The sequence below is a fragment of the Pseudomonas sp. B20(2017) genome, from assembly GCF_002113125.1.
GTDB lineage: Bacteria > Pseudomonadota > Gammaproteobacteria > Pseudomonadales > Pseudomonadaceae > Aquipseudomonas.
The window spans coordinates 102,552-119,734 of record NZ_NEJP01000002.1 but is presented as its reverse complement, the minus strand read 5'-3'; the positions used below and the strand labels follow the sequence as shown (position 1 = coordinate 119,734).

23 protein-coding genes are annotated in these 17,183 nt (G+C 59.7%); 13 read left to right on the top strand and 10 right to left on the bottom strand.

Going from position 1 to position 17,183, the window contains the following annotated elements:
• Nucleotides 1–6: 6 nt before the first annotated feature.
• The 3 genes from CAF63_RS03600 (at nucleotide 7) to CAF63_RS03590 (ending at nucleotide 2,086) form a co-directional block, all read left to right on the top strand.
• Complete coding sequence (locus CAF63_RS03600) at nucleotides 7–612, top strand: arylesterase (protein WP_007955652.1); 606 nt, start codon at nucleotides 7–9, stop codon at nucleotides 610–612.
• Nucleotides 613–669: 57 nt separating this feature from the next.
• On the top strand, nucleotides 670–963 hold the full coding sequence (locus CAF63_RS03595; RefSeq protein WP_003226812.1) for a hypothetical protein: 294 nt from the start codon (nucleotides 670–672) through the stop codon (nucleotides 961–963).
• Between the two features lie 151 nt (nucleotides 964–1,114).
• Nucleotides 1,115–2,086: a L,D-transpeptidase family protein gene (locus tag CAF63_RS03590; protein WP_085683438.1), complete on the top strand. Its 972-nt coding sequence runs from the start codon at nucleotides 1,115–1,117 to the stop codon at nucleotides 2,084–2,086.
• 123 nt (nucleotides 2,087–2,209) lie between these two features.
• On the opposite strand, the gene oprI is transcribed toward CAF63_RS03590, so the two are convergent.
• On the bottom strand, nucleotides 2,210–2,461 hold the full coding sequence (oprI, locus tag CAF63_RS03585) for an outer membrane lipoprotei OprI (protein ID WP_011335311.1): 252 nt from the start codon (nucleotides 2,459–2,461) through the stop codon (nucleotides 2,210–2,212).
• A 637-nt stretch (nucleotides 2,462–3,098) separates the two neighbouring features.
• On the opposite strand from oprI, the gene CAF63_RS03580 reads away from it, so the two are divergent.
• Complete coding sequence (locus tag CAF63_RS03580; protein WP_007955658.1) at nucleotides 3,099–3,380, top strand: GNAT family N-acetyltransferase; 282 nt, start codon at nucleotides 3,099–3,101, stop codon at nucleotides 3,378–3,380.
• Nucleotides 3,381–3,448: 68 nt separating this feature from the next.
• Here the strand turns inward: CAF63_RS03580 and CAF63_RS03575 are convergent, their stop codons facing one another.
• The gene (locus tag CAF63_RS03575) at nucleotides 3,449–4,525 is read right to left on the bottom strand and encodes a 3-deoxy-7-phosphoheptulonate synthase (protein WP_011335309.1); all 1,077 of its coding nucleotides are present in this window, start codon (nucleotides 4,523–4,525) and stop codon (nucleotides 3,449–3,451) included.
• A gap of 134 nt (nucleotides 4,526–4,659) precedes the next feature.
• A complete protein-coding gene (locus CAF63_RS03570; RefSeq protein ID WP_085683437.1) occupies nucleotides 4,660–5,103 on the bottom strand; it encodes a PilZ domain-containing protein in 444 nt (147 codons plus the stop codon).
• Nucleotides 5,104–5,151: 48 nt separating this feature from the next.
• Between CAF63_RS03570 and CAF63_RS03565 the strand changes: the two genes are divergently transcribed.
• The 5 genes from CAF63_RS03565 to cysB all read left to right on the top strand — a co-directional run bounded on the left by CAF63_RS03565 (nucleotide 5,152) and on the right by cysB (nucleotide 9,059).
• Nucleotides 5,152–5,487, top strand: coding sequence for a co-chaperone YbbN (locus CAF63_RS03565; protein ID WP_085683436.1), 336 nt, complete (start codon nucleotides 5,152–5,154; stop codon nucleotides 5,485–5,487).
• A complete protein-coding gene (locus CAF63_RS03560) occupies nucleotides 5,484–6,440 on the top strand; it encodes a putative 2-dehydropantoate 2-reductase (protein ID WP_178081259.1) in 957 nt (318 codons plus the stop codon). The genes CAF63_RS03565 and CAF63_RS03560 overlap by 4 nt, the downstream gene beginning before the upstream one ends.
• Nucleotides 6,441–6,463: 23 nt before the next feature.
• Nucleotides 6,464–7,369, top strand: a complete 906-nt coding sequence (locus CAF63_RS03555) for a 5'-nucleotidase (protein ID WP_007955682.1) — start codon at nucleotides 6,464–6,466, stop codon at nucleotides 7,367–7,369.
• A gap of 98 nt (nucleotides 7,370–7,467) precedes the next feature.
• A complete protein-coding gene (locus CAF63_RS03550; protein ID WP_007955683.1) occupies nucleotides 7,468–7,971 on the top strand; it encodes a universal stress protein in 504 nt (167 codons plus the stop codon).
• 113 nt (nucleotides 7,972–8,084) lie between these two features.
• The gene (gene cysB, locus CAF63_RS03545) at nucleotides 8,085–9,059 is read left to right on the top strand and encodes an HTH-type transcriptional regulator CysB (RefSeq protein ID WP_007908591.1); all 975 of its coding nucleotides are present in this window, start codon (nucleotides 8,085–8,087) and stop codon (nucleotides 9,057–9,059) included.
• Nucleotides 9,060–9,068: 9 nt separating this feature from the next.
• Here cysB and CAF63_RS03540 read toward each other — a convergent pair whose 3' ends face one another.
• Together CAF63_RS03540 and CAF63_RS03535 are read right to left on the bottom strand one after the other, a co-directional pair.
• Nucleotides 9,069–9,551, bottom strand: coding sequence for a GreA/GreB family elongation factor (locus CAF63_RS03540; RefSeq protein WP_085683434.1), 483 nt, complete (start codon nucleotides 9,549–9,551; stop codon nucleotides 9,069–9,071).
• Nucleotides 9,552–9,553: 2 nt separating this feature from the next.
• The gene (locus tag CAF63_RS03535) at nucleotides 9,554–9,961 is read right to left on the bottom strand and encodes a hypothetical protein (RefSeq protein WP_085683433.1); all 408 of its coding nucleotides are present in this window, start codon (nucleotides 9,959–9,961) and stop codon (nucleotides 9,554–9,556) included.
• A gap of 124 nt (nucleotides 9,962–10,085) precedes the next feature.
• On the opposite strand from CAF63_RS03535, the gene earP reads away from it, so the two are divergent.
• Both earP and CAF63_RS03525 read left to right on the top strand, forming a co-directional pair.
• Nucleotides 10,086–11,228, top strand: coding sequence for an elongation factor P maturation arginine rhamnosyltransferase EarP (earP, locus tag CAF63_RS03530; RefSeq protein ID WP_085683432.1), 1,143 nt, complete (start codon nucleotides 10,086–10,088; stop codon nucleotides 11,226–11,228).
• Nucleotides 11,229–11,276: 48 nt separating this feature from the next.
• Nucleotides 11,277–11,846, top strand: coding sequence for an elongation factor P (locus CAF63_RS03525; RefSeq protein ID WP_003226785.1), 570 nt, complete (start codon nucleotides 11,277–11,279; stop codon nucleotides 11,844–11,846).
• A gap of 65 nt (nucleotides 11,847–11,911) precedes the next feature.
• On the opposite strand, the gene CAF63_RS03520 is transcribed toward CAF63_RS03525, so the two are convergent.
• From CAF63_RS03520 to CAF63_RS03505, 4 genes are all read right to left on the bottom strand, one after another.
• The gene (locus CAF63_RS03520; protein WP_085683431.1) at nucleotides 11,912–12,925 is read right to left on the bottom strand and encodes an alpha/beta hydrolase; all 1,014 of its coding nucleotides are present in this window, start codon (nucleotides 12,923–12,925) and stop codon (nucleotides 11,912–11,914) included.
• A 33-nt stretch (nucleotides 12,926–12,958) separates the two neighbouring features.
• A complete protein-coding gene (locus tag CAF63_RS03515; RefSeq protein ID WP_034155242.1) occupies nucleotides 12,959–13,378 on the bottom strand; it encodes an organic hydroperoxide resistance protein in 420 nt (139 codons plus the stop codon).
• A 273-nt stretch (nucleotides 13,379–13,651) separates the two neighbouring features.
• Nucleotides 13,652–14,116: a MarR family winged helix-turn-helix transcriptional regulator gene (locus CAF63_RS03510; protein ID WP_085683430.1), complete on the bottom strand. Its 465-nt coding sequence runs from the start codon at nucleotides 14,114–14,116 to the stop codon at nucleotides 13,652–13,654.
• A gap of 83 nt (nucleotides 14,117–14,199) precedes the next feature.
• Complete coding sequence (locus CAF63_RS03505) at nucleotides 14,200–15,156, bottom strand: LysR family transcriptional regulator (RefSeq protein WP_085683429.1); 957 nt, start codon at nucleotides 15,154–15,156, stop codon at nucleotides 14,200–14,202.
• Nucleotides 15,157–15,253: 97 nt separating this feature from the next.
• Between CAF63_RS03505 and CAF63_RS03500 the strand changes: the two genes are divergently transcribed.
• Nucleotides 15,254–16,018: a sulfite exporter TauE/SafE family protein gene (locus tag CAF63_RS03500; protein ID WP_371807388.1), complete on the top strand. Its 765-nt coding sequence runs from the start codon at nucleotides 15,254–15,256 to the stop codon at nucleotides 16,016–16,018.
• On the opposite strand, the gene CAF63_RS03495 is transcribed toward CAF63_RS03500, so the two are convergent.
• Nucleotides 16,008–16,862: a LysR substrate-binding domain-containing protein gene (locus CAF63_RS03495; RefSeq protein WP_007955701.1), complete on the bottom strand. Its 855-nt coding sequence runs from the start codon at nucleotides 16,860–16,862 to the stop codon at nucleotides 16,008–16,010. The two genes, CAF63_RS03500 and CAF63_RS03495, sit on opposite strands and share 11 nt — an antisense overlap.
• Nucleotides 16,863–16,959: 97 nt before the next feature.
• Between CAF63_RS03495 and CAF63_RS03490 the strand changes: the two genes are divergently transcribed.
• Nucleotides 16,960–17,175: a DUF1127 domain-containing protein gene (locus CAF63_RS03490; protein WP_085683426.1), complete on the top strand. Its 216-nt coding sequence runs from the start codon at nucleotides 16,960–16,962 to the stop codon at nucleotides 17,173–17,175.
• The last annotated feature ends 8 nt before the right edge of the window (nucleotides 17,176–17,183 follow it).

The window sequence follows — 17,183 nt, the reverse complement described above, 5'->3', positions numbered from 1 at the left end:
AATCCGATGCGTGTGTGGTTTTTGAGTGCTGGCCTGGCCTTGATGTGCATGGCCCAGAACGCAGCGGCGGGTACAGTCCTGATCGTTGGCGATAGTATCAGCGCCGGTTTCGGACTGGATACCCGGCTGGGGTGGGTGTCGTTGCTCGAACAGCGGCTCAAGACCGAAGGGTTTGACGACAAAGTGGTCAATGCGTCCATCAGTGGCGACACCAGTGCCGGAGGCCAGGCGCGGCTGCCTGCGCTGCTTGCAGAGCACAAACCGGAACTGGTGATCCTCGAATTGGGCGGCAACGATGGCCTGCGCGGAATGCCGCCCACGCAATTGCAACAAAATCTTGCTTCGATGATCGACAGCTCCCGGCAGAGCGGTGCCAAGGTGCTGTTGCTCGGCATGCAATTGCCGCCCAACTACGGCAAGCGCTACACCGATGCCTTTGCCGAGGTTTACGGCAAACTCGCCGAGGAGAAAAAAATCCCGCTGGTGCCATTTTTCCTCGACGGCGTGGGCGGGCATCCGGACCTGATGCAGGCCGACGGTCTGCACCCGGCAGCCGGGGCTCAGGGCAAGTTGCTGGAAAATGTCTGGCCGACGCTAAAACCGCTGCTATGAGGCTTTTCTAGCGGCAGGCTTTCGGCTAATGTGGCGCCCCCTTATTTGGAGCCCCCGATGCCGCGTCCTGCCTGGTCCCTGTTTGCCTACCAACTGATCGAGCCTGACGAACAGCTGGATCTGTTCGCCTGCCAGGAAGTGCGGGTGCATCTGGTGACCCGTCAACTGGAGCTCGGTGGCTCGGCAGACCGTACCCTGTGCGGCAGCCTTCTGCCGGCGCAACCGCGCTGGTCGAGCGTGGATCGCCGGGTGTTCCAGGATCAACGCCTGTGTTCGCTGTGTCGGGCGATTCTGGAATCGCAGAAACGCGGCACCTCGCCGATCTGGCCTGAGTTGCGTTTCGAGCTCTAAGCGCAACCATTCTTTTGAATGCAGTTTGGCCGGGCAGCCGCTTCAATCATGAAGAGTGATGCCAGCCCATCGGCGCATCTCCCCGAATTCCCTGGGCGCGGTGTACAATCGCGCTCTTATACCCTTGTCGATCTTGCGAAGGATTCTCCGGATGTTGCCGCGTTTTCCTGCCGTCACCCGCTGCCTGTCTCTTGCCGCCCTGTGTGTGGCCGGCCCCGTTGCCGCACTGGAGTTTCCCCTGCCACCGCCCGGTGAGGACATCATCGGCCAGGTGCAGGTGATCAAGGCCAAGTACGAAGACACCTTTGCCGATCTGGGCACCACCTACGATCTGGGCTATTCGGAAATGGTCGCGGCCAACCCGGGCGTCGATGCCTGGTTGCCGGGGGCCGGCACCGAAATCGTTCTGCCAACCCGCTTCATTCTGCCGCCAGGCCCGCGTGAAGGCATCGTGATCAACCTGGCCGAATACCGGCTCTACTACTACCCGAAAGGCCGGAACGTGGTGTACACCTTCCCGCTAGGTATCGGTCGTGAAGGCTGGGGCTCGCCGATTGCCCACACCACGATCACCGCGAAAACACCGAACCCGACCTGGACGCCGCCGGCTTCGATCAAGGCCGAACACGCCGCTGACGGCGATCCGCTGCCGAACGTTGTTCCGGCCGGTCCGGACAACCCGCTGGGGCCATTCAAGTTCACTCTGGGCACGCCGGGCTACCTGATCCACGGCTCGAACAAGAAATTCGGCATCGGCATGCGCACCAGCCACGGCTGCTTCCGCATGTTCAACAACAACGTGCTGGAAATGGCCAGCATGGTGCCGGTGGGGACTTCGGTACGAATTCTCAACGATGCTTACAAGTTCGGTCGCAGTGGCGGCAAGATCTATCTGGAAGCGCACACGCCGATCGACGACAAGGGCAATCCGTCGGTGGTCGACAAGCACACCTCTGTGATCAACGCGATGCTCAAGCGTGAAGACATCACCAACAACCTGCGCATGAATTGGGATGTGGTGCGTGATGTGGTGGCGGCCGAAGATGGCCTGCCAACCGAAATCGGCACGCCGGGAACGGCGGCACCGATGGTTTCCAGCACGCCAGTAGATCTGCAGCAGTAAGCTCGAACAAAAAGCCCGCCGATGCATGTGCGTCGGCGGGCTTTTTTGTGCCTGCAGAAAACCGCAGGCACAAAAAAGCCGACCCGAAAAACGGGTCGGCTTGATAACAATCCCGAAGGACTATTACTTGCGGCTAGCTTTTTCCAGCATGCGCAGAGCACGCTCGTTAGCTTCGTCAGCAGTCTGTTGTGCTTTTTGAGCAGCAGCCAGAGCTTCATCAGCTTTACGGTAAGCTTCGTCTGCACGAGCCTGGGCGCGAGCAGCTGCGTCTTCAGTAGCGGTCAGACGTGCTTCGGTTTCTTTCGATGCGCTGCTGCAACCGGTAGCCAGAACTGCGGCCAGAGCCAGAGCAGAGAATTTCAGAACGTTGTTCATCGTGTTCCCCTTCAAGGACTTTCAATTAAGTGGCTGTCTCCTCCGATTGAGGAAATAGCCGGCGTACATACTACCCATTACTTGTAGTAAGTAAACTGACGTGAGGCAAGAAGCAAAAAAAATTGTAGGCGTTGATTCTTTTTCGAGCAACTTTTAACTGCGTTGTATAAAAAATATCCAGCTGGAAGCCGCGAGATGAGCGAGTTAATGAGAAAAAGTTCCCGTTGCTGCACGCTGTTTTGCAGGTAGTGGCTAAAGTCTGCCTATATGGATTCGTCCACACTTTTGTTGCGAATTTGCGCAGCGCCTCGCATATCTTTGTCCATGTTGAGGTGACTTTAAAACAGGGGGCTCGTCTTAAGTCTCAACATCCGGCGATGTTCAGCCTTTCGGCTCGGGAAGATCGTCTCCCGAACCGGCCCTGAGTCCACCGGAACTGCCCTGTCGATCAGCATGTTGACGAGCGTACCTTGAGCATTTTTGCCAATGGTGCCTACTATTTGATACGTGCTCGGGTTGCGCGAGATCGGTGCGGTTCTTCTCGGTGTCCATCAGGCACGGGGTGGCGTAGTTGTTCCTTCGCCGGGAAAACATCGGTAAGGTAGGGGTCAGAATCAAAGACCCGCGAGGAGTAGTGATGAGCGAGGCGTTGTCCATCCACCATGACCAGGCTGGTCATCAGTTCGAGACCAATGTGGACGGTCATCGTGCCTACCTGACCTATATGGATCTGGGGAAACAGACCCTGGATATCTACCGCACCTTCGTGCCCAACGCCCTGCGTGGCCGGGGCATCGCGGCAGCTCTGACCGAGCGTGCGTTGCAGTACGCCGATGAAATGGGCTACACGGTCATTCCATCGTGCTCCTACGTGGAGCGTTACATGGAGCGTCATCAGCGGCGCACCGCCAAGATCTGACTGACCTCACCGCACACACAAAAACGCCGGGCAATGCCCGGCGTTTTTTTATGCCTGCGAAACGGCTGTCAGCCGCGCTGACGTTTCGGCAGTACATCCTTGAGCTTGGCGTGCATGCTGCGCAAGGTGTTTTCGGTAGCGGACCAGTCGATGCAGGCATCGGTGATCGACACGCCGTATTGCAGGTCGGCGAGGTCTTTCGGGATCGCCTGGCAGCCCCAGTTCAGGTGACTTTCGACCATCAGGCCGATGATCGACTGGTTGCCTTCGAGGATCTGGTTGGCAACGTTCTCCATCACCAGCGGTTGCAGGGCCGGATCCTTGTTGGAGTTGGCGTGGCTGCAGTCGACCATGATGTTCGGCTTGATCTTCGCCTTGTTCAGCGCCTGCTCGCACAGGGCGACGCTGACCGAATCGTAGTTCGGCTTGCCGTTACCGCCACGCAGCACCACGTGACCGTAGGCGTTGCCTTTGGTAGTGACGATCGACACGCCACCTTCCTGGTTGATACCCAGGAAGCGGTGCGGGCTGGAGACCGACTGCAAGGCGTTGATCGCCACGGTCAGGCCGCCGTCGGTGCCGTTCTTGAAGCCGACCGCTGAGGACAGGCCGGAAGCCATCTCGCGGTGAGTCTGGGATTCGGTGGTGCGTGCGCCGATGGCCGACCAGCTGATCAGGTCCTGCAGGTACTGCGGGGAGATCGGGTCGAGGGCTTCGGTCGCGGTCGGCAGGCCTTTTTCGGCCAAGTCCAGCAGCAACTGGCGACCGATGTGCAGACCGTCCTGAATCTTGAACGAGTCATCCAGGTACGGGTCGTTGATCAGGCCTTTCCAGCCGACGGTGGTCCGTGGCTTTTCGAAATACACGCGCATGACCAGATACAGGGTGTCCGAGACTTCTGCCGCCAGCACCTTCAGGCGATCGGCATATTCGTGGGCAGCTTTGATGTCGTGGATCGAGCAGGGGCCGATCACCACGAACAGACGATGGTCGGTGCCATCAAGAATGTTGCGGATGACTTCGCGACCCTTGGTGACGGTGCGCAGGGCAGCGTCGCTCAATGGGATATCACGCTTGAGCTGATCGGGAGTGATCAGGGTCTCGTTGGAGGCGACGTTCAGGTCGTTGATCGGTAAATCAGCCATCGTTTACTCGTCAGGTCACGGGTGCCGGCCGCCAGCGATCCCCGCGCGGCGGACGGAGCACAGCAGATTTAAGCGCGTCGGGGAGCGGAACCTTATCGCGTTAGGCGCCTGCTAGACAATGGGCAAGTAACTGTTCAGTCCAGCACAGGTTGCGCGAAAGCCTTGCGAACGGTGTCGTGAGAGAACTCGTCGGCGTGTTGTTCGACCCATTGCAGGGCCAGGGCCTGAATATCCTGGAGATCGTCGTGGGTATCGTTGAGTCGGCAATAGCGTTCGATCTGACACACCTGTTCACCCATTCGCGCGCTGAACAGCGTCTGTTCGTCGGTGAAGGCGATGCCCACCAGATAGCCTTTTTTACGTCGCAGGCACCAGGCCACGTAGCCCGGATAACAGATGTCGGCGTTGAGGGTCGGCATGCGCACCTGCAAGGCGGTGCCATGGCGCCAGGCACGGTGGTAATTGCAAGCGATGCCGCCGAGGCTGATAGTGTGCAGCCGTTGACGCGAAATACACTCCGGTGTGAGCAAGGTCAATTCAACGGGCACATCATCCGGATGAGGAATAAACCGTCCCATGAGCACAGACTCCCTGTGTCGGCCATTTGACATTGTTTCCCCAGTATAGTGGTCGAATCGCAGCTGACCGATTTTGACGCCGACCAACGGCTGCTGGCGATGAACGGCGTTTCGCTGGTGATCTTCACCAGTGTCGGCTGCGCCAGTTGCCGCTATGCCCGCGAAGTGTTGCCGGGGCTCGATCTGGCCGTCGATCGCGTGTGCTGGATCGATGCCGGCGACAACGGCGGACTGGTCGAGCGTTATCAGGTCTTTCATTTGCCGGCGCTCTTTGTGGTGCGCAACGGCGAGTTCTTTGGGGCAGTGCACACGCGCCTGAATGCCGATGAGCTGAACGCAGCCGTGGCGCAGGCGCTGGGTCGAATTGCAGAGGAGTTGCCGTGATGGGAGCAGTGAACAAACCGGTGGTGGGGATTATCGGCACCGGCGCCATCGGAGGGTTCTACGGGGTGATGCTGGCCCGGGCCGGATTCGATGTGCATTTTTTGTTGCGCAGTGAATTTTCCGCCGTCGCCGAGCGCGGCTTGCAGGTGGACAGTGCCGTGCATGGCGCATTGACGCTGAACCCGGTGCAGGCCTATTCGTCGGCAGAAGACATGCCGCCCTGCGACTGGCTGCTGGTCGGCGCCAAGACCACCAGCAATGCCGGGCTGGCGCCGTCGATCATTCAGGCGGCGAAACCCGACGCGAAAGTGCTGGTGCTGCAAAACGGCCTCGACGTCGAAGACAGCTTGCGGGCGTTGCTGCCCGATTCCCTGCATTTGCTGGGCGGTTTGTGCCTGATCTGCGTCCACCGCGAAGGGCCAGGGCAGATCACCCACCAGGCGCTGGGGGCGGTGAACGTCGGTTATCACAGCGGCCCGGCACCGGATGAGGCGGCGCGCATGGCGATCGTCGAGGAGGGCGCCGGCCTGTTCCGGGCCGCCGGTCTCGACTCCCAGGCGATGCCGAACCTGCATCAGGCGCGCTGGCAGAAACTGGTGTGGAACATTCCCTACAACGGGCTTTCGGTGTTGCTCGGTGCCAGCACCACGCCGTTGATGGCCGACACTGACAGCCGCGCCTTGATCCAGGCGCTGATGGCTGAAGTGGTGCAGGGCGCCAAGGCCTGCGGTCACGACATGCCGCCCGGTTACGCCGAATACCTGTTCATGATGACCGAGAAAATGCCCGACTATTGGCCCAGCATGTACCACGACTTTTTGCACAAACGACCGCTGGAGCTGGAGGCGATCTACGCTCGTCCTCTGGCGGCGGCAAAAGCGGCAGGCTGCGAGTTGCCGCGAATCGAATCGTTGTATCGCACATTGAGCTTTATCGACCGGCGTAACATTTAAACCGGTCGCACTGGGGGAAAGGCATGGCCAAGAACATCGATGACAAACTGGTGCTGGCGATCTCGTCCCGTGCCCTGTTCGACCTGAGCGAAAGCCACAAGGTGTATGAGTCGAGTGGCGTGGAAGCCTACCGGCAATATCAGATCGATCACGAAGACGAAATCCTCGCGCCGGGCGATGCCTTTCCGCTGGTGGAAAAACTGCTCAACCTCAACAGTCGCCTCGGCCGCGCCCGGGTCGAGGTGATTCTGGTGTCGCGCAACAGCGCCGATACCGGCCTGCGCGTTTTCAACTCTATTGGTCATTACGGTCTGGCCATCTCTCGCGCCGCATTCGTCGGCGGGCGCAGTCCTTATCCGTACCTGAAGGCTTTTGGTTGCGACCTGTTTCTCTCCACCCACGCCGAAGATGTGCGCGCTGCGCTGGATGCCGGTTTTGCAGCGGCGACCATTCTGTCCGGCGGCGCCAGTCGCGCGGCCAGCGATGAATTGCGCATCGCCTTCGACGGTGACGCGGTGCTGTTTTCTGACGAGTCGGAGCGCGTCTATCAATCCGGTGGCCTCGAAGCTTTCCAGGCCAAGGAGCGTGAATCCGCTCGCGAACCGTTGCGCGGCGGGCCGTTCAAGGGCTTTCTTGCGGCGCTCAATCTGTTGCAGCGCGAGTTCTCCGATGAGGAGTGCCCGATCCGCACCGCCCTGGTCACCGCGCGTTCGGCTCCGGCCCACGAACGGGTGATCCGCACCTTGCGCGAATGGGACATTCGTCTGGACGAATCGCTGTTCCTCGGAGGCCTGACCAAATCGGCGTTCCTCGAAGCCTTCGCCGCCGACGTGTTTTTCGACGATCAGGCCGGCCACTGCGAGCTGGCCCGGGAAGTCGTGGCGACCGGTCACGTGCCTCACGGCATCAGCAACGAGCCGGCGGTCTGAAGCCCACGTGGTTCAAGACGTTGCGTCGCACGTCGTACTCGCCAAGGCACTGCTAAGCTGAATCAAATCTCCGCCATGTTGGAGCGCAAGGAGGTCATATGATTCGTTCGATGCTGTATGCCACTGACCTCGGTCTGTACGCACCGTTAGTGATGCAGCATGCCCTGGCGATGGCGCGAACGTTCAATGCCGATCTGTACGTGGTGCACGCGGTGGAACCCATGGGGCTGTTTGCCGAATCGGTGTTGCAGAGCTATCTCGACGAACAGGCGTTGAACGAATTTCACAGTCAGGGTCTGAAAACCGTCATCGCCAATATCGAGCAACGGGTGCTCGACAGTTTTCGTGAAGAACTGGGGGACGAGGGCGAGCAGGACCTGCAGCGGATACGCGCGGTGCGGGTGCTGCAGGGTGATCCGTCCCAGGTGATTCTCGATCAGGTACAGAAACTCTCTGTCGATTTGCTGATCGTAGGAAGTCACAGCCACGGGGTCGGGGCGGAAACACCTCTGGGGCGAACGGCGGCCCGGCTGCTGCAATTGTCCAAGGTGCCGGTTTATCTGGTGCCGCTGGTGGAGCGCCGGCGTCGGGAGGATCGCTGAAGCAGGAATAATGGCACTTTGATAAAAAAGTTCTAGATTTATTCTTCAAACCATTAATATAGTTATATACCGTCGCTGATGCCCGTGGCGTCTACCTGCTTTGAGGGATTCATATGAAGCTTCAACAATTGCGCTACATCTGGGAAGTGGCGCACCACGACCTCAACGTTTCCGCTACAGCCCAAAGCCTCTACACCTCGCAACCGGGCATCAGTAAACAAATCCGTCTGCTGGAAGACGAACTGGGCGTCGAAGTGTTCGCCCGTAGCGGCAAGCACCTGACCCGCGTCACTCCGGCCGGCGAGCGCATCATCACCACCGCCGGTGAGATTCTGCGCAAGGTCGAAAGCATCAAGCAGATCGCCCAGGAATTCTCCAACGAGAAGAAGGGCACCCTGTCGATCGCCACCACCCACACCCAGGCGCGTTATGCACTGCCGCCGGTGATCAGCAACTTCATCAAGCAATACCCGGACGTGGCGCTGCACATGCACCAGGGTTCGCCGATGCAGATCGCCGAGATGGCCGCTGACGGCACCGTCGATTTCGCCATCGCCACCGAAGCACTGGAGCTGTTCGGCGATCTGGTGATGATGCCGTGCTACCGCTGGAACCGTTGTGTGGTCGTACCTCAGGGCCACCCGCTGACCAAACTGCCGAAGCTGACCCTCGAAGCGCTGGCCGAATACCCGATCGTGACCTATGTATTCGGTTTCACCGGTCGTTCGAAACTCGATGAAGCTTTCAGTCATCGCGGCCTGACGCCGAAAGTGGTGTTCACCGCCGCCGACGCCGACGTGATCAAAACTTACGTGCGTCTGGGTCTGGGTGTCGGCATCGTGGCGAAAATGGCGGTCGACACCAAACTGGATAACGATCTGGTGGTGCTGGATGCCAGCGAGCTGTTCGAGTCGAGCATCACCAAAATCGGTTTCCGTCGCGGCACTTTCCTGCGCGGCTTCATGTGCGACTTCATCGAGAAGTTCGCCCCGCACCTGACCCGCGAAGTCATGGCCAAAGCCATCCAGTGCCACAACAAGCAGGAGCTGGAAGAGCTGTTCGACGGCGTCGAACTGCCGGTCCACTAAGACCCTGCCTCAGAGCACCTCGGTGACAGCAAACTGTTGCCGGGTGCCCGCCACCAGAATCTCCACCTCGTCACCCTCGAACTTGCCCAGCAGGCTTTTGCCCAGCGGCGAGCGCGGGGTGATGACGGTAATCGGCTGACCCACCACGTCGACTTTCAGGCCCGCCGCATCCGGCGCCAGAAACAGCCATTGCTCGCGACCCTTTTCGTCTTCCAGACCGAGCAGGGCGCCGATTTCAATCCCTCGCTGATCGTCATACGGGCGCAGCGTCAGGTTCTGGCACAGCGCCATTGACTGACGAATTTCCTCGACCCGTTTTGCTTGCCCGGCTGCCAGATAAGACGCCTCGAGTCCCAGGGTGTCGTACTTGTTTTCGGCGATGTTCTCTTCGTGGGTCGCGGTTTCGTAAGCGGTTTGCGCGGCGCGTTCGGCAATGTCGAGGTCGACGCGCAACTTGTCGAGAATCAGTTGGTGAACCGTCTGTTTATTCATGATCAATCGCAGAATTGCAGGACGTTGGCGCGGCTTTTTTCGCTCGGAGCCGTCTGATCCTGTTGCAGCCAGAACTGGCATTTGGGGTTCGACAGATTACGTGTGCTGCCACGAGCCTGATCCAGGCGCGCCTGCTGTTCGTTCTTGCGCAGGTTTTCTTCGTATTGCTCGAACAGGCGGTTTTGTGGCTCAGGTTCTGGCAGCGGCTGGGCGGCTACCGGAGGCTTGCTCAGTTGTTGCACCGCTTCCGCCACCGGCTGCAACTGACGGCTGAAGAGTAATGAGGCGAGCCAGCAAGTCAGCACGATGGCCAGAAAACCCAGCCACAGACCCAGCGCAATGCTGCCGGTCAATTGCAGCGCGCTAAGCTGAACAGGCAAGGGGCGACGCGGGTTGGGACGATAGGGCATGGCTGCCTCCTGGCGGATGAATGCGGGCGAGTGGCGATTGTCGCACGAAGATTAATTGCCGTCGGCTCTTCTGCAAGGAGACATTTATGCGGACAATCGGCGCTTTTGCCAACGGGAGTCTTGAATGCCGGAACTGAACACCCGCTGGGACATTTTTTGTACGGTCGTCGATAACTACGGCGACATCGGCGTGACATGGCGCCTGGCCCGGCAACTGGTGAGCGAGCATGGCCTGGCTGTGCGGTTGTGGGTCGATGATCTGCGCGCTTTCGAACGCATTTGCCCCGAAATCGACATTGCCCTTGATCAACAATGGCAGCAGGGCGTCGAAGTCCGGCACTGGCCGGCAGAATGGCAGGACGCGGAAGCGGCCGACGTGGTGATCGCCGCGTTCGCCTGCCAATTGCCGAGCACTTACATGGATGCCATGGCCGAGCGGGAAACGCCGCCATTGTGGATGAACCTCGATTATCTCAGCGCCGAAGACTGGGTGGTCGGTTGCCACGGTCTGCCTTCGGTGAAGTACAAGTCCGTGCAGAAGATCTTTTTCTTCCCGGGGTTCCAGGCAGGCACTGGCGGGTTATTGCGTGAAAGCGGATTGCTTGAGCGGCGTCAGCAGTTTCAGCAGAATCCCGAAGCGCAGAGACAATTCCTGCAGGGATTGGCGATCGTTCCTGCGCCCGGTGCGCAACTGATCTCGTTGTTTGCCTACGAAAACGCCGGACTGGCCAGTTGGCTGGATGTGCTCGCTGCTGATTCGACGCCGACGCATCTGCTGGTGCCGGATGGACGAATTCTCGGGGACGTCGCACGCTGGCTAGGCGTCGAGTCGCTGGCGGTCGGGGCATTGCATGTGCGCCGGTCCCTGACCGTGCAGGTGCTGCCGTTCGTCCGTCAGGATCAATACGATCAATTGCTCTGGTGCTGCGATTTCAACGCTGTGCGCGGTGAGGACTCGTTCGTCCGGGCACAGTGGGCAGGCCGGCCGATGCTGTGGCACATCTATCAGCAGGACGAGGACATCCATCTCGACAAGCTCGATGCCTTCCTTGCGCTCTACACAAAAGGCCTTTCGCCCGCCGCTGCCGAGGCGATGAACGGTCTCTGGCGAGCCTGGAGTGCTGGGCAGCCGATCGGCGACCACTGGCTTGAGGCCCGCAAACACTGGCCCGAACTGCAGGAAAATGCCCACGCGTGGTGTCTGGAACAGGCCTTGCAGGCGGATCTTGCGACGGCGCTGGTACAGTTTTACCGAAATTGGATATGATACGCGGCCTAGATTTTTGTAAATCCCATCCAAATTCGGATATTCGCAATGAAAACTGGTAAAGAACTCAAACCCGGTACAGTGATCCGTATCGACAACGATCCTTGGCTGGTTCAGAAAGCTGAATTCACCAAGTCGGGCCGTAACAGCGCGATCATGAAGACCAAGCTGAAGAACCTGCTGACCGGTTACAAGACCGAAACCGTTTACGGTGCGGACGACAAGCTGGACGACGTGATCCTCGACCGCAAAGAAGCGACCCTGTCCTTCATCAGCGGCGACACCTACACGTTCATGGACACCACCGACTACACCATGTACGAGCTGAACGCCGAAGACATCGAAAGCGTTCTGCCTTTCGTTGAAGAAGGCATGACCGACGTTTGCGAAGCCGTGTTCTTCGAAGAGCGTCTGGTTTCCGTAGAGCTGCCGACCACCATCGTGCGTCAGGTTGACTACACCGAAGGTTCCGCTCGCGGCGACACTTCCGGCAAGGTGATGAAGCCTGCCAAACTGAAGAACGGTACCGAGCTGTCGGTTGCTGACTTCATCGAAATCGGCGACATGATCGAGATCGATACCCGCGAAGGCGGTTCCTACAAAGGCCGTGCCAAATAAGCGCTGCTTTTTGCGGAAAGAAAAAGCCCGACCATCGAGTCGGGCTTTTTTGTGCCTGATGAAAATTATTTCTTCAGGTGCTGCTTCAGTTCTTCCGAGGCCTGCAGCATCGCCGAACGCACTGCCGGCACCTGGCTGACCACGTTGAGCAAACCGTAGTCATGGATCATGCCGTTGTAGCGCACCGAGGTCACCGGCACGCCGGCTTCGTCGAGTTTGCGGGCGTAGGCTTCACCTTCGTCACGCAGCACGTCAGCCCCCGCAGTCTGCACCAGCGCGGGTGGCAGACCTTTCAATTGCGCGGTGGTTGCCCGCAGTGGCGAGGCGTAGATCTCGTTCCGCTGGTTGGCGTCGGTGGTGTAGTTGTCCCAGAACCACTTCATCATGTTGCGGGTGAGGAAGTGCCCCTCGGCGTACTGGTTATACGAACCGGTGTCGAAATTGGCATCGGTCACCGGCCACAGCAGCACCTGGAATTTGATCGCCGGGGTGCCTTTGTCTTTGGCCATCAAGGCGACGACTGCCGCCATGTTGCCGCCAACGCTGTTGCCCGCCACCGCCAGACGCTTGCCGTCGACGTTGATCTCTTTGCCGTGTTCGGCCACCCATTTAGTCGCGGCGTAAGCCTGGTTGATCGCCACCGGGTAATGCGCTTCCGGCGAAGGGGTGTAGTTGACGAACACCGCCGCCGCACCCGAACCGACCACCAGATCCCGCACCAGACGTTCATGGGTCGGGAAATCCCCCAGCACCCAGCCGCCGCCGTGGAAGAACATGAACACCGGCAGCTCGCCCTTGACCCCGGCCGGCCGGACGATGGTCAGGCTCAACGGTTGGCCATCGACCTGGATGGTCTTCTCGCTGACGTCCGCTTTTGGCAGCGTCAGTTTGACCCCGGACTGCGCGCCCGTCAGCACGGCGCGGGCATCTTTGGGTGTCATCTGCTCCATCGGTTTACCGGTGCCGGCATTCAGCACATCGAGGAACGCCTGGGTGTTGTGTTCAACCTCCCCGGCGAATGCGCTGTGAACGGACAGGGCGAGAAGGGTACCGGTCAAGACTTTGCTGAAAGTGTTCATGTTCATTTCCTGTACGGGCCTGAGTGTCAGTAATTACACGGTGACGTGCAGACGCACATCGACGTTGCCGCGAGTGGCGTTGGAGTACGGGCAGACCTGGTGGGCTGCGTCGACCAGGCTTTGTGCGTCAGCCTGTTCCAGGCCCGGCAGGCTGATGTGCAGGTCGATGTCCAGACCGAAACCGCCAGGAATCTGACCGATGCCGACGTGAGCAGTGATCGATGCGTCGTCCGGGATTTTGCGTTTGGTCTGGCTGGCAACGAATTTCAGCGCGCCGATGAAGCAGGCCGAGTAGCCGGCGGCAAACAGTTGCTCAGGATTGGTAGCCGCGCCGCCGGCACCGCCGAGTTCTTTCGGGGTGGCCAGTTTGACGTCGAGGATGTTGTCGCTGGAGATCGCACGACCGTCACGGCCGCCGGTGGAAGTTGCGATTGCGGTGTAGAGAGTTTGCATGGTGTGAGCCTCATTAAGTGTGATTTGTTGCGCTAATTGCTTGCGCGCTAACTAGGTGCGAGGTAAATGTACTGCGCCAATATTTAGCGCGCAAGATAAATTTTTGAAAAGATCGGGAATCGGCACTTGGATCAGGGGGGGGTCGTGATCTCAAGTTTTTGATATATAAGATTTTTTTTAAATTAAACGAGAGGAAAAATTTTTTCGGGGGTAAGCCGGGAAGGGGCGATTCGCCTACAGGCGCAAGGCTGCACCCGTAGGGAAGGGAAGGTCTTAAGCGAGGCTGTCCTGCAAATGACCCCGTAAGGCCTGCAACTCGGCTTGCAGGTTTTGCAGACGCTCCAGCGTGAAGCCACTGGCACCAAGGATGCATTGTGGAACGGTCCGGGCCTTGTCTTTCAAGGCGCGTCCCTGGGCAGTCAGTTCAACGATCACTACCCGCTCATCCTCACGGCTTCGCGTACGGCTCAGCAAACCTTCACCCTCAAGACGCTTGAGCAGCGGGGTCAGCGAGCCCGGATCGGTCAGCAGGCGCGTACTGATTTCTCCGACAGTCAAACCATCCTTCTCCCACAAAACCATCATCGCCAGGTATTGCGGATAGGTCAGGCCAAGTGCTTGCAGCAGTGGCTTGTAGACCTTGGTCATCATCAGCGAAGTGGAATGCAGGGCGAAGCAGGCCTGATTATCGAGCAGCAGGTCTTCGCAGTGATCGGAGGTGTCGCGGTCGTTGGTCATGTCGGTGCCTTGAACGGTGATACCGATGAATCTAGCGCTCGAATCTTTAATGCGCCAGACAATTGTGCCCGGTGGCGAATCGGTCAGTGCCGGCCCAACTCTCGTTGCAGGGCCAGATCCCACGGCGGCACTGGGCTGAACCGGGTCTTGAGGTATTCCAGCAACAGGCGGCTGCGGGAGCTGGCCTGCTGTTGCAGCCGCAGCGCGTAAATGCCGGCGCTTTCCGGTGTTGGCAGGCCATTTTCACAGAACAGCGGCAGCAACTCGCCACGCAACAGGTATTCGCTGGCCAGCCAGGTCGGCAGATGCGCAATCCCAAGCCCCGCCAGTGCGCCGCAGACCAAAGCCTCGGCGTTGTTGGCGCTCATGCGCACCCGTGCCGGGCGGTGCAATTGCATCTGCCCGTTTTGCTCGAAGCGCCAGGCGAAAGGTGGGGCGAGGCCGTCCCAATCGAGGCCGTCATGCTCGCTCAATTGCGCGGGCTCGCCCGGCACGCCCCGACGCTTCAGGTAGTCGGGGCTGGCGCAGGCAATGCGCACGATGCTCGCCAATGGCGTGGCCACCAGGCGGGTGTCGGCCATCTGTCCGGCACGCAGCACCAGATCGACCTTGCCCAGGTTCGATCCGTCCATGTCGACGAAGCTGTCTATCAGGTGCAGTTGCACGTCGAGTCCCGGATACAGCACCAGAAAATCGGCAATCACCGGTGCGAGATGCCGCCGCCCGAAGGCTGCCGGCGCATCCACCCGAATCAAGCCTTCGGGTGCGCTGCTCAGGGACACCGCTTCGGCGCGGGCCAGCTGCAGCTCGGCAACGATTCGCCGCGCCCGTTCGGCAAATGCAAGGCCGGCCGGCGTGGCGCGCACCGCATGAGTGCTACGGATAAACAACTGGCTGCCGACAGCGCTTTCCAGACTGTCGATGCGCCGGGCAACGGCCGAGGGCGTCAGCGGATGTCGGCGCGAAGCAGCAGAAAAACTGCCGCTCTCCAGCACATCGAGGAACAGTCCGAGTTGTTCGGTCAATTGATTGGGGTTCATTGATCAGCTCAGCGCCTATGCGAATTTGGCAAAGCCATTGTGCGTTGCTATGCGTTTCCGTGCCAGCACCGACTGCGTACGATGCGCTGACTGACGTATGAGGAATGCCGCTGTGATCGATTTTATGCTGTACCTGGTATTTGGCGCCGCCCTCGGCACTTTGGGCGGGATATTCGGCATCGGTGGCGGCTTGATCGCCATTCCGCTGCTGGGCGTGTGGTTCGGGCTCGATCAGCAGATCGCCCAAGGCACGGCGCTGGTGATGGTGGTGCCGAACGTGATGCTGGCGCTGTGGCGTTATCACCAACGCAATCGCATCGAACTCCGCCATGCGTTGCCTCTGGCGGTGATGGGATTCTGCTTTGCGTGGATCGGCTCGATCTGGGCCGTGGGCATCGATGCGCAAACCATGCGCATCGGCTTTGTCGCATTCCTCGTGGCGTTGTCGGCCTATAACCTGTTGCGCATGTTTGGCGCGCGCCCGGCGGCGACTTCCGAGATGCGTTATTCGTGGCCATGGCTGGGCGTGCTCGGCGCAGCGTCGGGCGCCATGGGCGGTTTGTTCGGTGTCGGCGGGGCGGTGGTGGCGACGCCGGTATTGACCAGCCTGTTCGGCACCACTCAGGTGGTCGCTCAGGGACTGTCGCTGGCATTGGCGTTGCCGAGCACCGGCGTTACGCTGGTGACGTACGCCGTGCACCACGAAGTGGACTGGATGATCGGTCTGCCGCTGGCCATCGGCGGTCTGGCCAGCATCAGCTGGGGCGTGAAAGTAGCCCACGCGATGCCGGAAAAACTCCTGCGTGGGCTGTTCTGCGGGTTCCTGGTGCTGTCAGCGGTGATGCTCGCCTTTAAAGTTTGAAGCCCTCGACGATGTGCTCGGCCAGGCATTCGGTAATCGGCGACGGATTGTTGAGGTTGCGGATCAGCATGATGCTGGCCTCGGGCAACAGCGGCAGATCTTCGGCGGCCCCGAGAATGCGCAGGTCCGGGGTGATCAGGCTTTCCAGTTGCGCGGTAATCGCCAGACCCGCGCTCACCACCGCCATCAACGCCGACAGGCTGGTGCTGTTGTAGGCGATCCGGTATTCGCGGCCCATGGCGTCCAGCGCGTTGCAGGCCCACAGGCGGCAGAAGCAATCACTGTTGAACATCGCCAGCGGCAACGGCGTCTGCTCGTGGGCGCTGAAGTTCTGCGCCTCGGCCCAGACGAAACGCTCCTTGCGCAGCAGTTGGCCAATCTCGTTGCCCGGCTCGCGGGTGACGATCGACAAATCCAGGTCCGTGCGTTGCAGCAACTGTTTGGTCGACTCGCAATGCACTTCGATCTGGATCAGCGGATAGAACTGGGCGAAGCGCGACAGGATCCCCGGCAGAAACCGCATCACATAATCATCCGGCGTACCGATCCGCACCGTGCCGACCATATGCGGCTCGCGCAGGGTGTTGAACACTTCACTGTGCAACTTCAGGATGCGCCGCGCGTAGCCGAGCAACACCTGCCCTTCGGCGGTGAGGCGCACCTGACGCCCGTCGCGTTCGAACAACTGGCGCTGCAACACGTCCTCTTCCAGACGCTTCATCTGCATGCTCACCGCCGACTGGGTGCGGTTGACCATTTCGCCGGCGCGGGTAAAACCGCCCTGATCGGCAATCGCGACGAAGGTGCGCAGGACATCGGTATCGATACTGGGGTAGGCCGACAATTCATCAATCTCCGAGATGGCAATCATCAGAAACATTCGTTGGATTGATCGTAGCCTCAGGCAGAGACTTGAGCCATCCCTAACGGAGGGCAACACGATGAAAGGTCAGAAAGAGTATGTAACCGAAGCCGGGCATTCGATCCACGTGGTATCCGATCTGCTGCACAAGTTTAGCCGCTGGTACGAACTTCACCGCGAACGCGAGTTGCTCGCCAGTCTGAGCGACGAAGCGTTGAAGGACATCGGGGTCAGCCGGGCCGATGTCGAACATGAGTCGGTGCGGCCGTTCTGGGATGATCCGATGCATAAATGATGAGGCTA

Excerpts from the sequence above, each read along its gene's own strand:
- CAF63_RS03600 (WP_007955652.1), top strand. The coding sequence starts at position 7 with ATGCGTGTGTGGTTTTTGAGTGCTGGCCTGGCCTTGATGTGCATGGCC.
- CAF63_RS03580 (WP_007955658.1), top strand. The coding sequence starts at position 3,099 with ATGAGCGAGGCGTTGTCCATCCACCATGACCAGGCTGGTCATCAGTTC.
- CAF63_RS03570 (WP_085683437.1), bottom strand. The coding sequence starts at position 5,103 with ATGGGACGGTTTATTCCTCATCCGGATGATGTGCCCGTTGAATTGACC.
- CAF63_RS03595 (WP_003226812.1), top strand. The coding sequence starts at position 670 with ATGCCGCGTCCTGCCTGGTCCCTGTTTGCCTACCAACTGATCGAGCCT.
- CAF63_RS03540 (WP_085683434.1), bottom strand. The coding sequence starts at position 9,551 with ATGAATAAACAGACGGTTCACCAACTGATTCTCGACAAGTTGCGCGTC.
- CAF63_RS03520 (WP_085683431.1), bottom strand. The coding sequence starts at position 12,925 with ATGAACACTTTCAGCAAAGTCTTGACCGGTACCCTTCTCGCCCTGTCC.
- CAF63_RS03525 (WP_003226785.1), top strand. The coding sequence starts at position 11,277 with ATGAAAACTGGTAAAGAACTCAAACCCGGTACAGTGATCCGTATCGAC.
- CAF63_RS03510 (WP_085683430.1), bottom strand. The coding sequence starts at position 14,116 with ATGACCAACGACCGCGACACCTCCGATCACTGCGAAGACCTGCTGCTC.
- CAF63_RS03515 (WP_034155242.1), bottom strand. The coding sequence starts at position 13,378 with ATGCAAACTCTCTACACCGCAATCGCAACTTCCACCGGCGGCCGTGAC.
- CAF63_RS03550 (WP_007955683.1), top strand. The coding sequence starts at position 7,468 with ATGATTCGTTCGATGCTGTATGCCACTGACCTCGGTCTGTACGCACCG.
- CAF63_RS03490 (WP_085683426.1), top strand. The coding sequence starts at position 16,960 with ATGAAAGGTCAGAAAGAGTATGTAACCGAAGCCGGGCATTCGATCCAC.
- CAF63_RS03500 (WP_371807388.1), top strand. The coding sequence starts at position 15,254 with ATGAGGAATGCCGCTGTGATCGATTTTATGCTGTACCTGGTATTTGGC.
- CAF63_RS03555 (WP_007955682.1), top strand. The coding sequence starts at position 6,464 with ATGGCCAAGAACATCGATGACAAACTGGTGCTGGCGATCTCGTCCCGT.
- earP (WP_085683432.1), top strand. The coding sequence starts at position 10,086 with ATGCCGGAACTGAACACCCGCTGGGACATTTTTTGTACGGTCGTCGAT.
- CAF63_RS03590 (WP_085683438.1), top strand. The coding sequence starts at position 1,115 with ATGTTGCCGCGTTTTCCTGCCGTCACCCGCTGCCTGTCTCTTGCCGCC.
- CAF63_RS03505 (WP_085683429.1), bottom strand. The coding sequence starts at position 15,156 with ATGAACCCCAATCAATTGACCGAACAACTCGGACTGTTCCTCGATGTG.
- CAF63_RS03575 (WP_011335309.1), bottom strand. The coding sequence starts at position 4,525 with ATGGCTGATTTACCGATCAACGACCTGAACGTCGCCTCCAACGAGACC.
- cysB (WP_007908591.1), top strand. The coding sequence starts at position 8,085 with ATGAAGCTTCAACAATTGCGCTACATCTGGGAAGTGGCGCACCACGAC.
- CAF63_RS03535 (WP_085683433.1), bottom strand. The coding sequence starts at position 9,961 with ATGCCCTATCGTCCCAACCCGCGTCGCCCCTTGCCTGTTCAGCTTAGC.
- oprI (WP_011335311.1), bottom strand. The coding sequence starts at position 2,461 with ATGAACAACGTTCTGAAATTCTCTGCTCTGGCTCTGGCCGCAGTTCTG.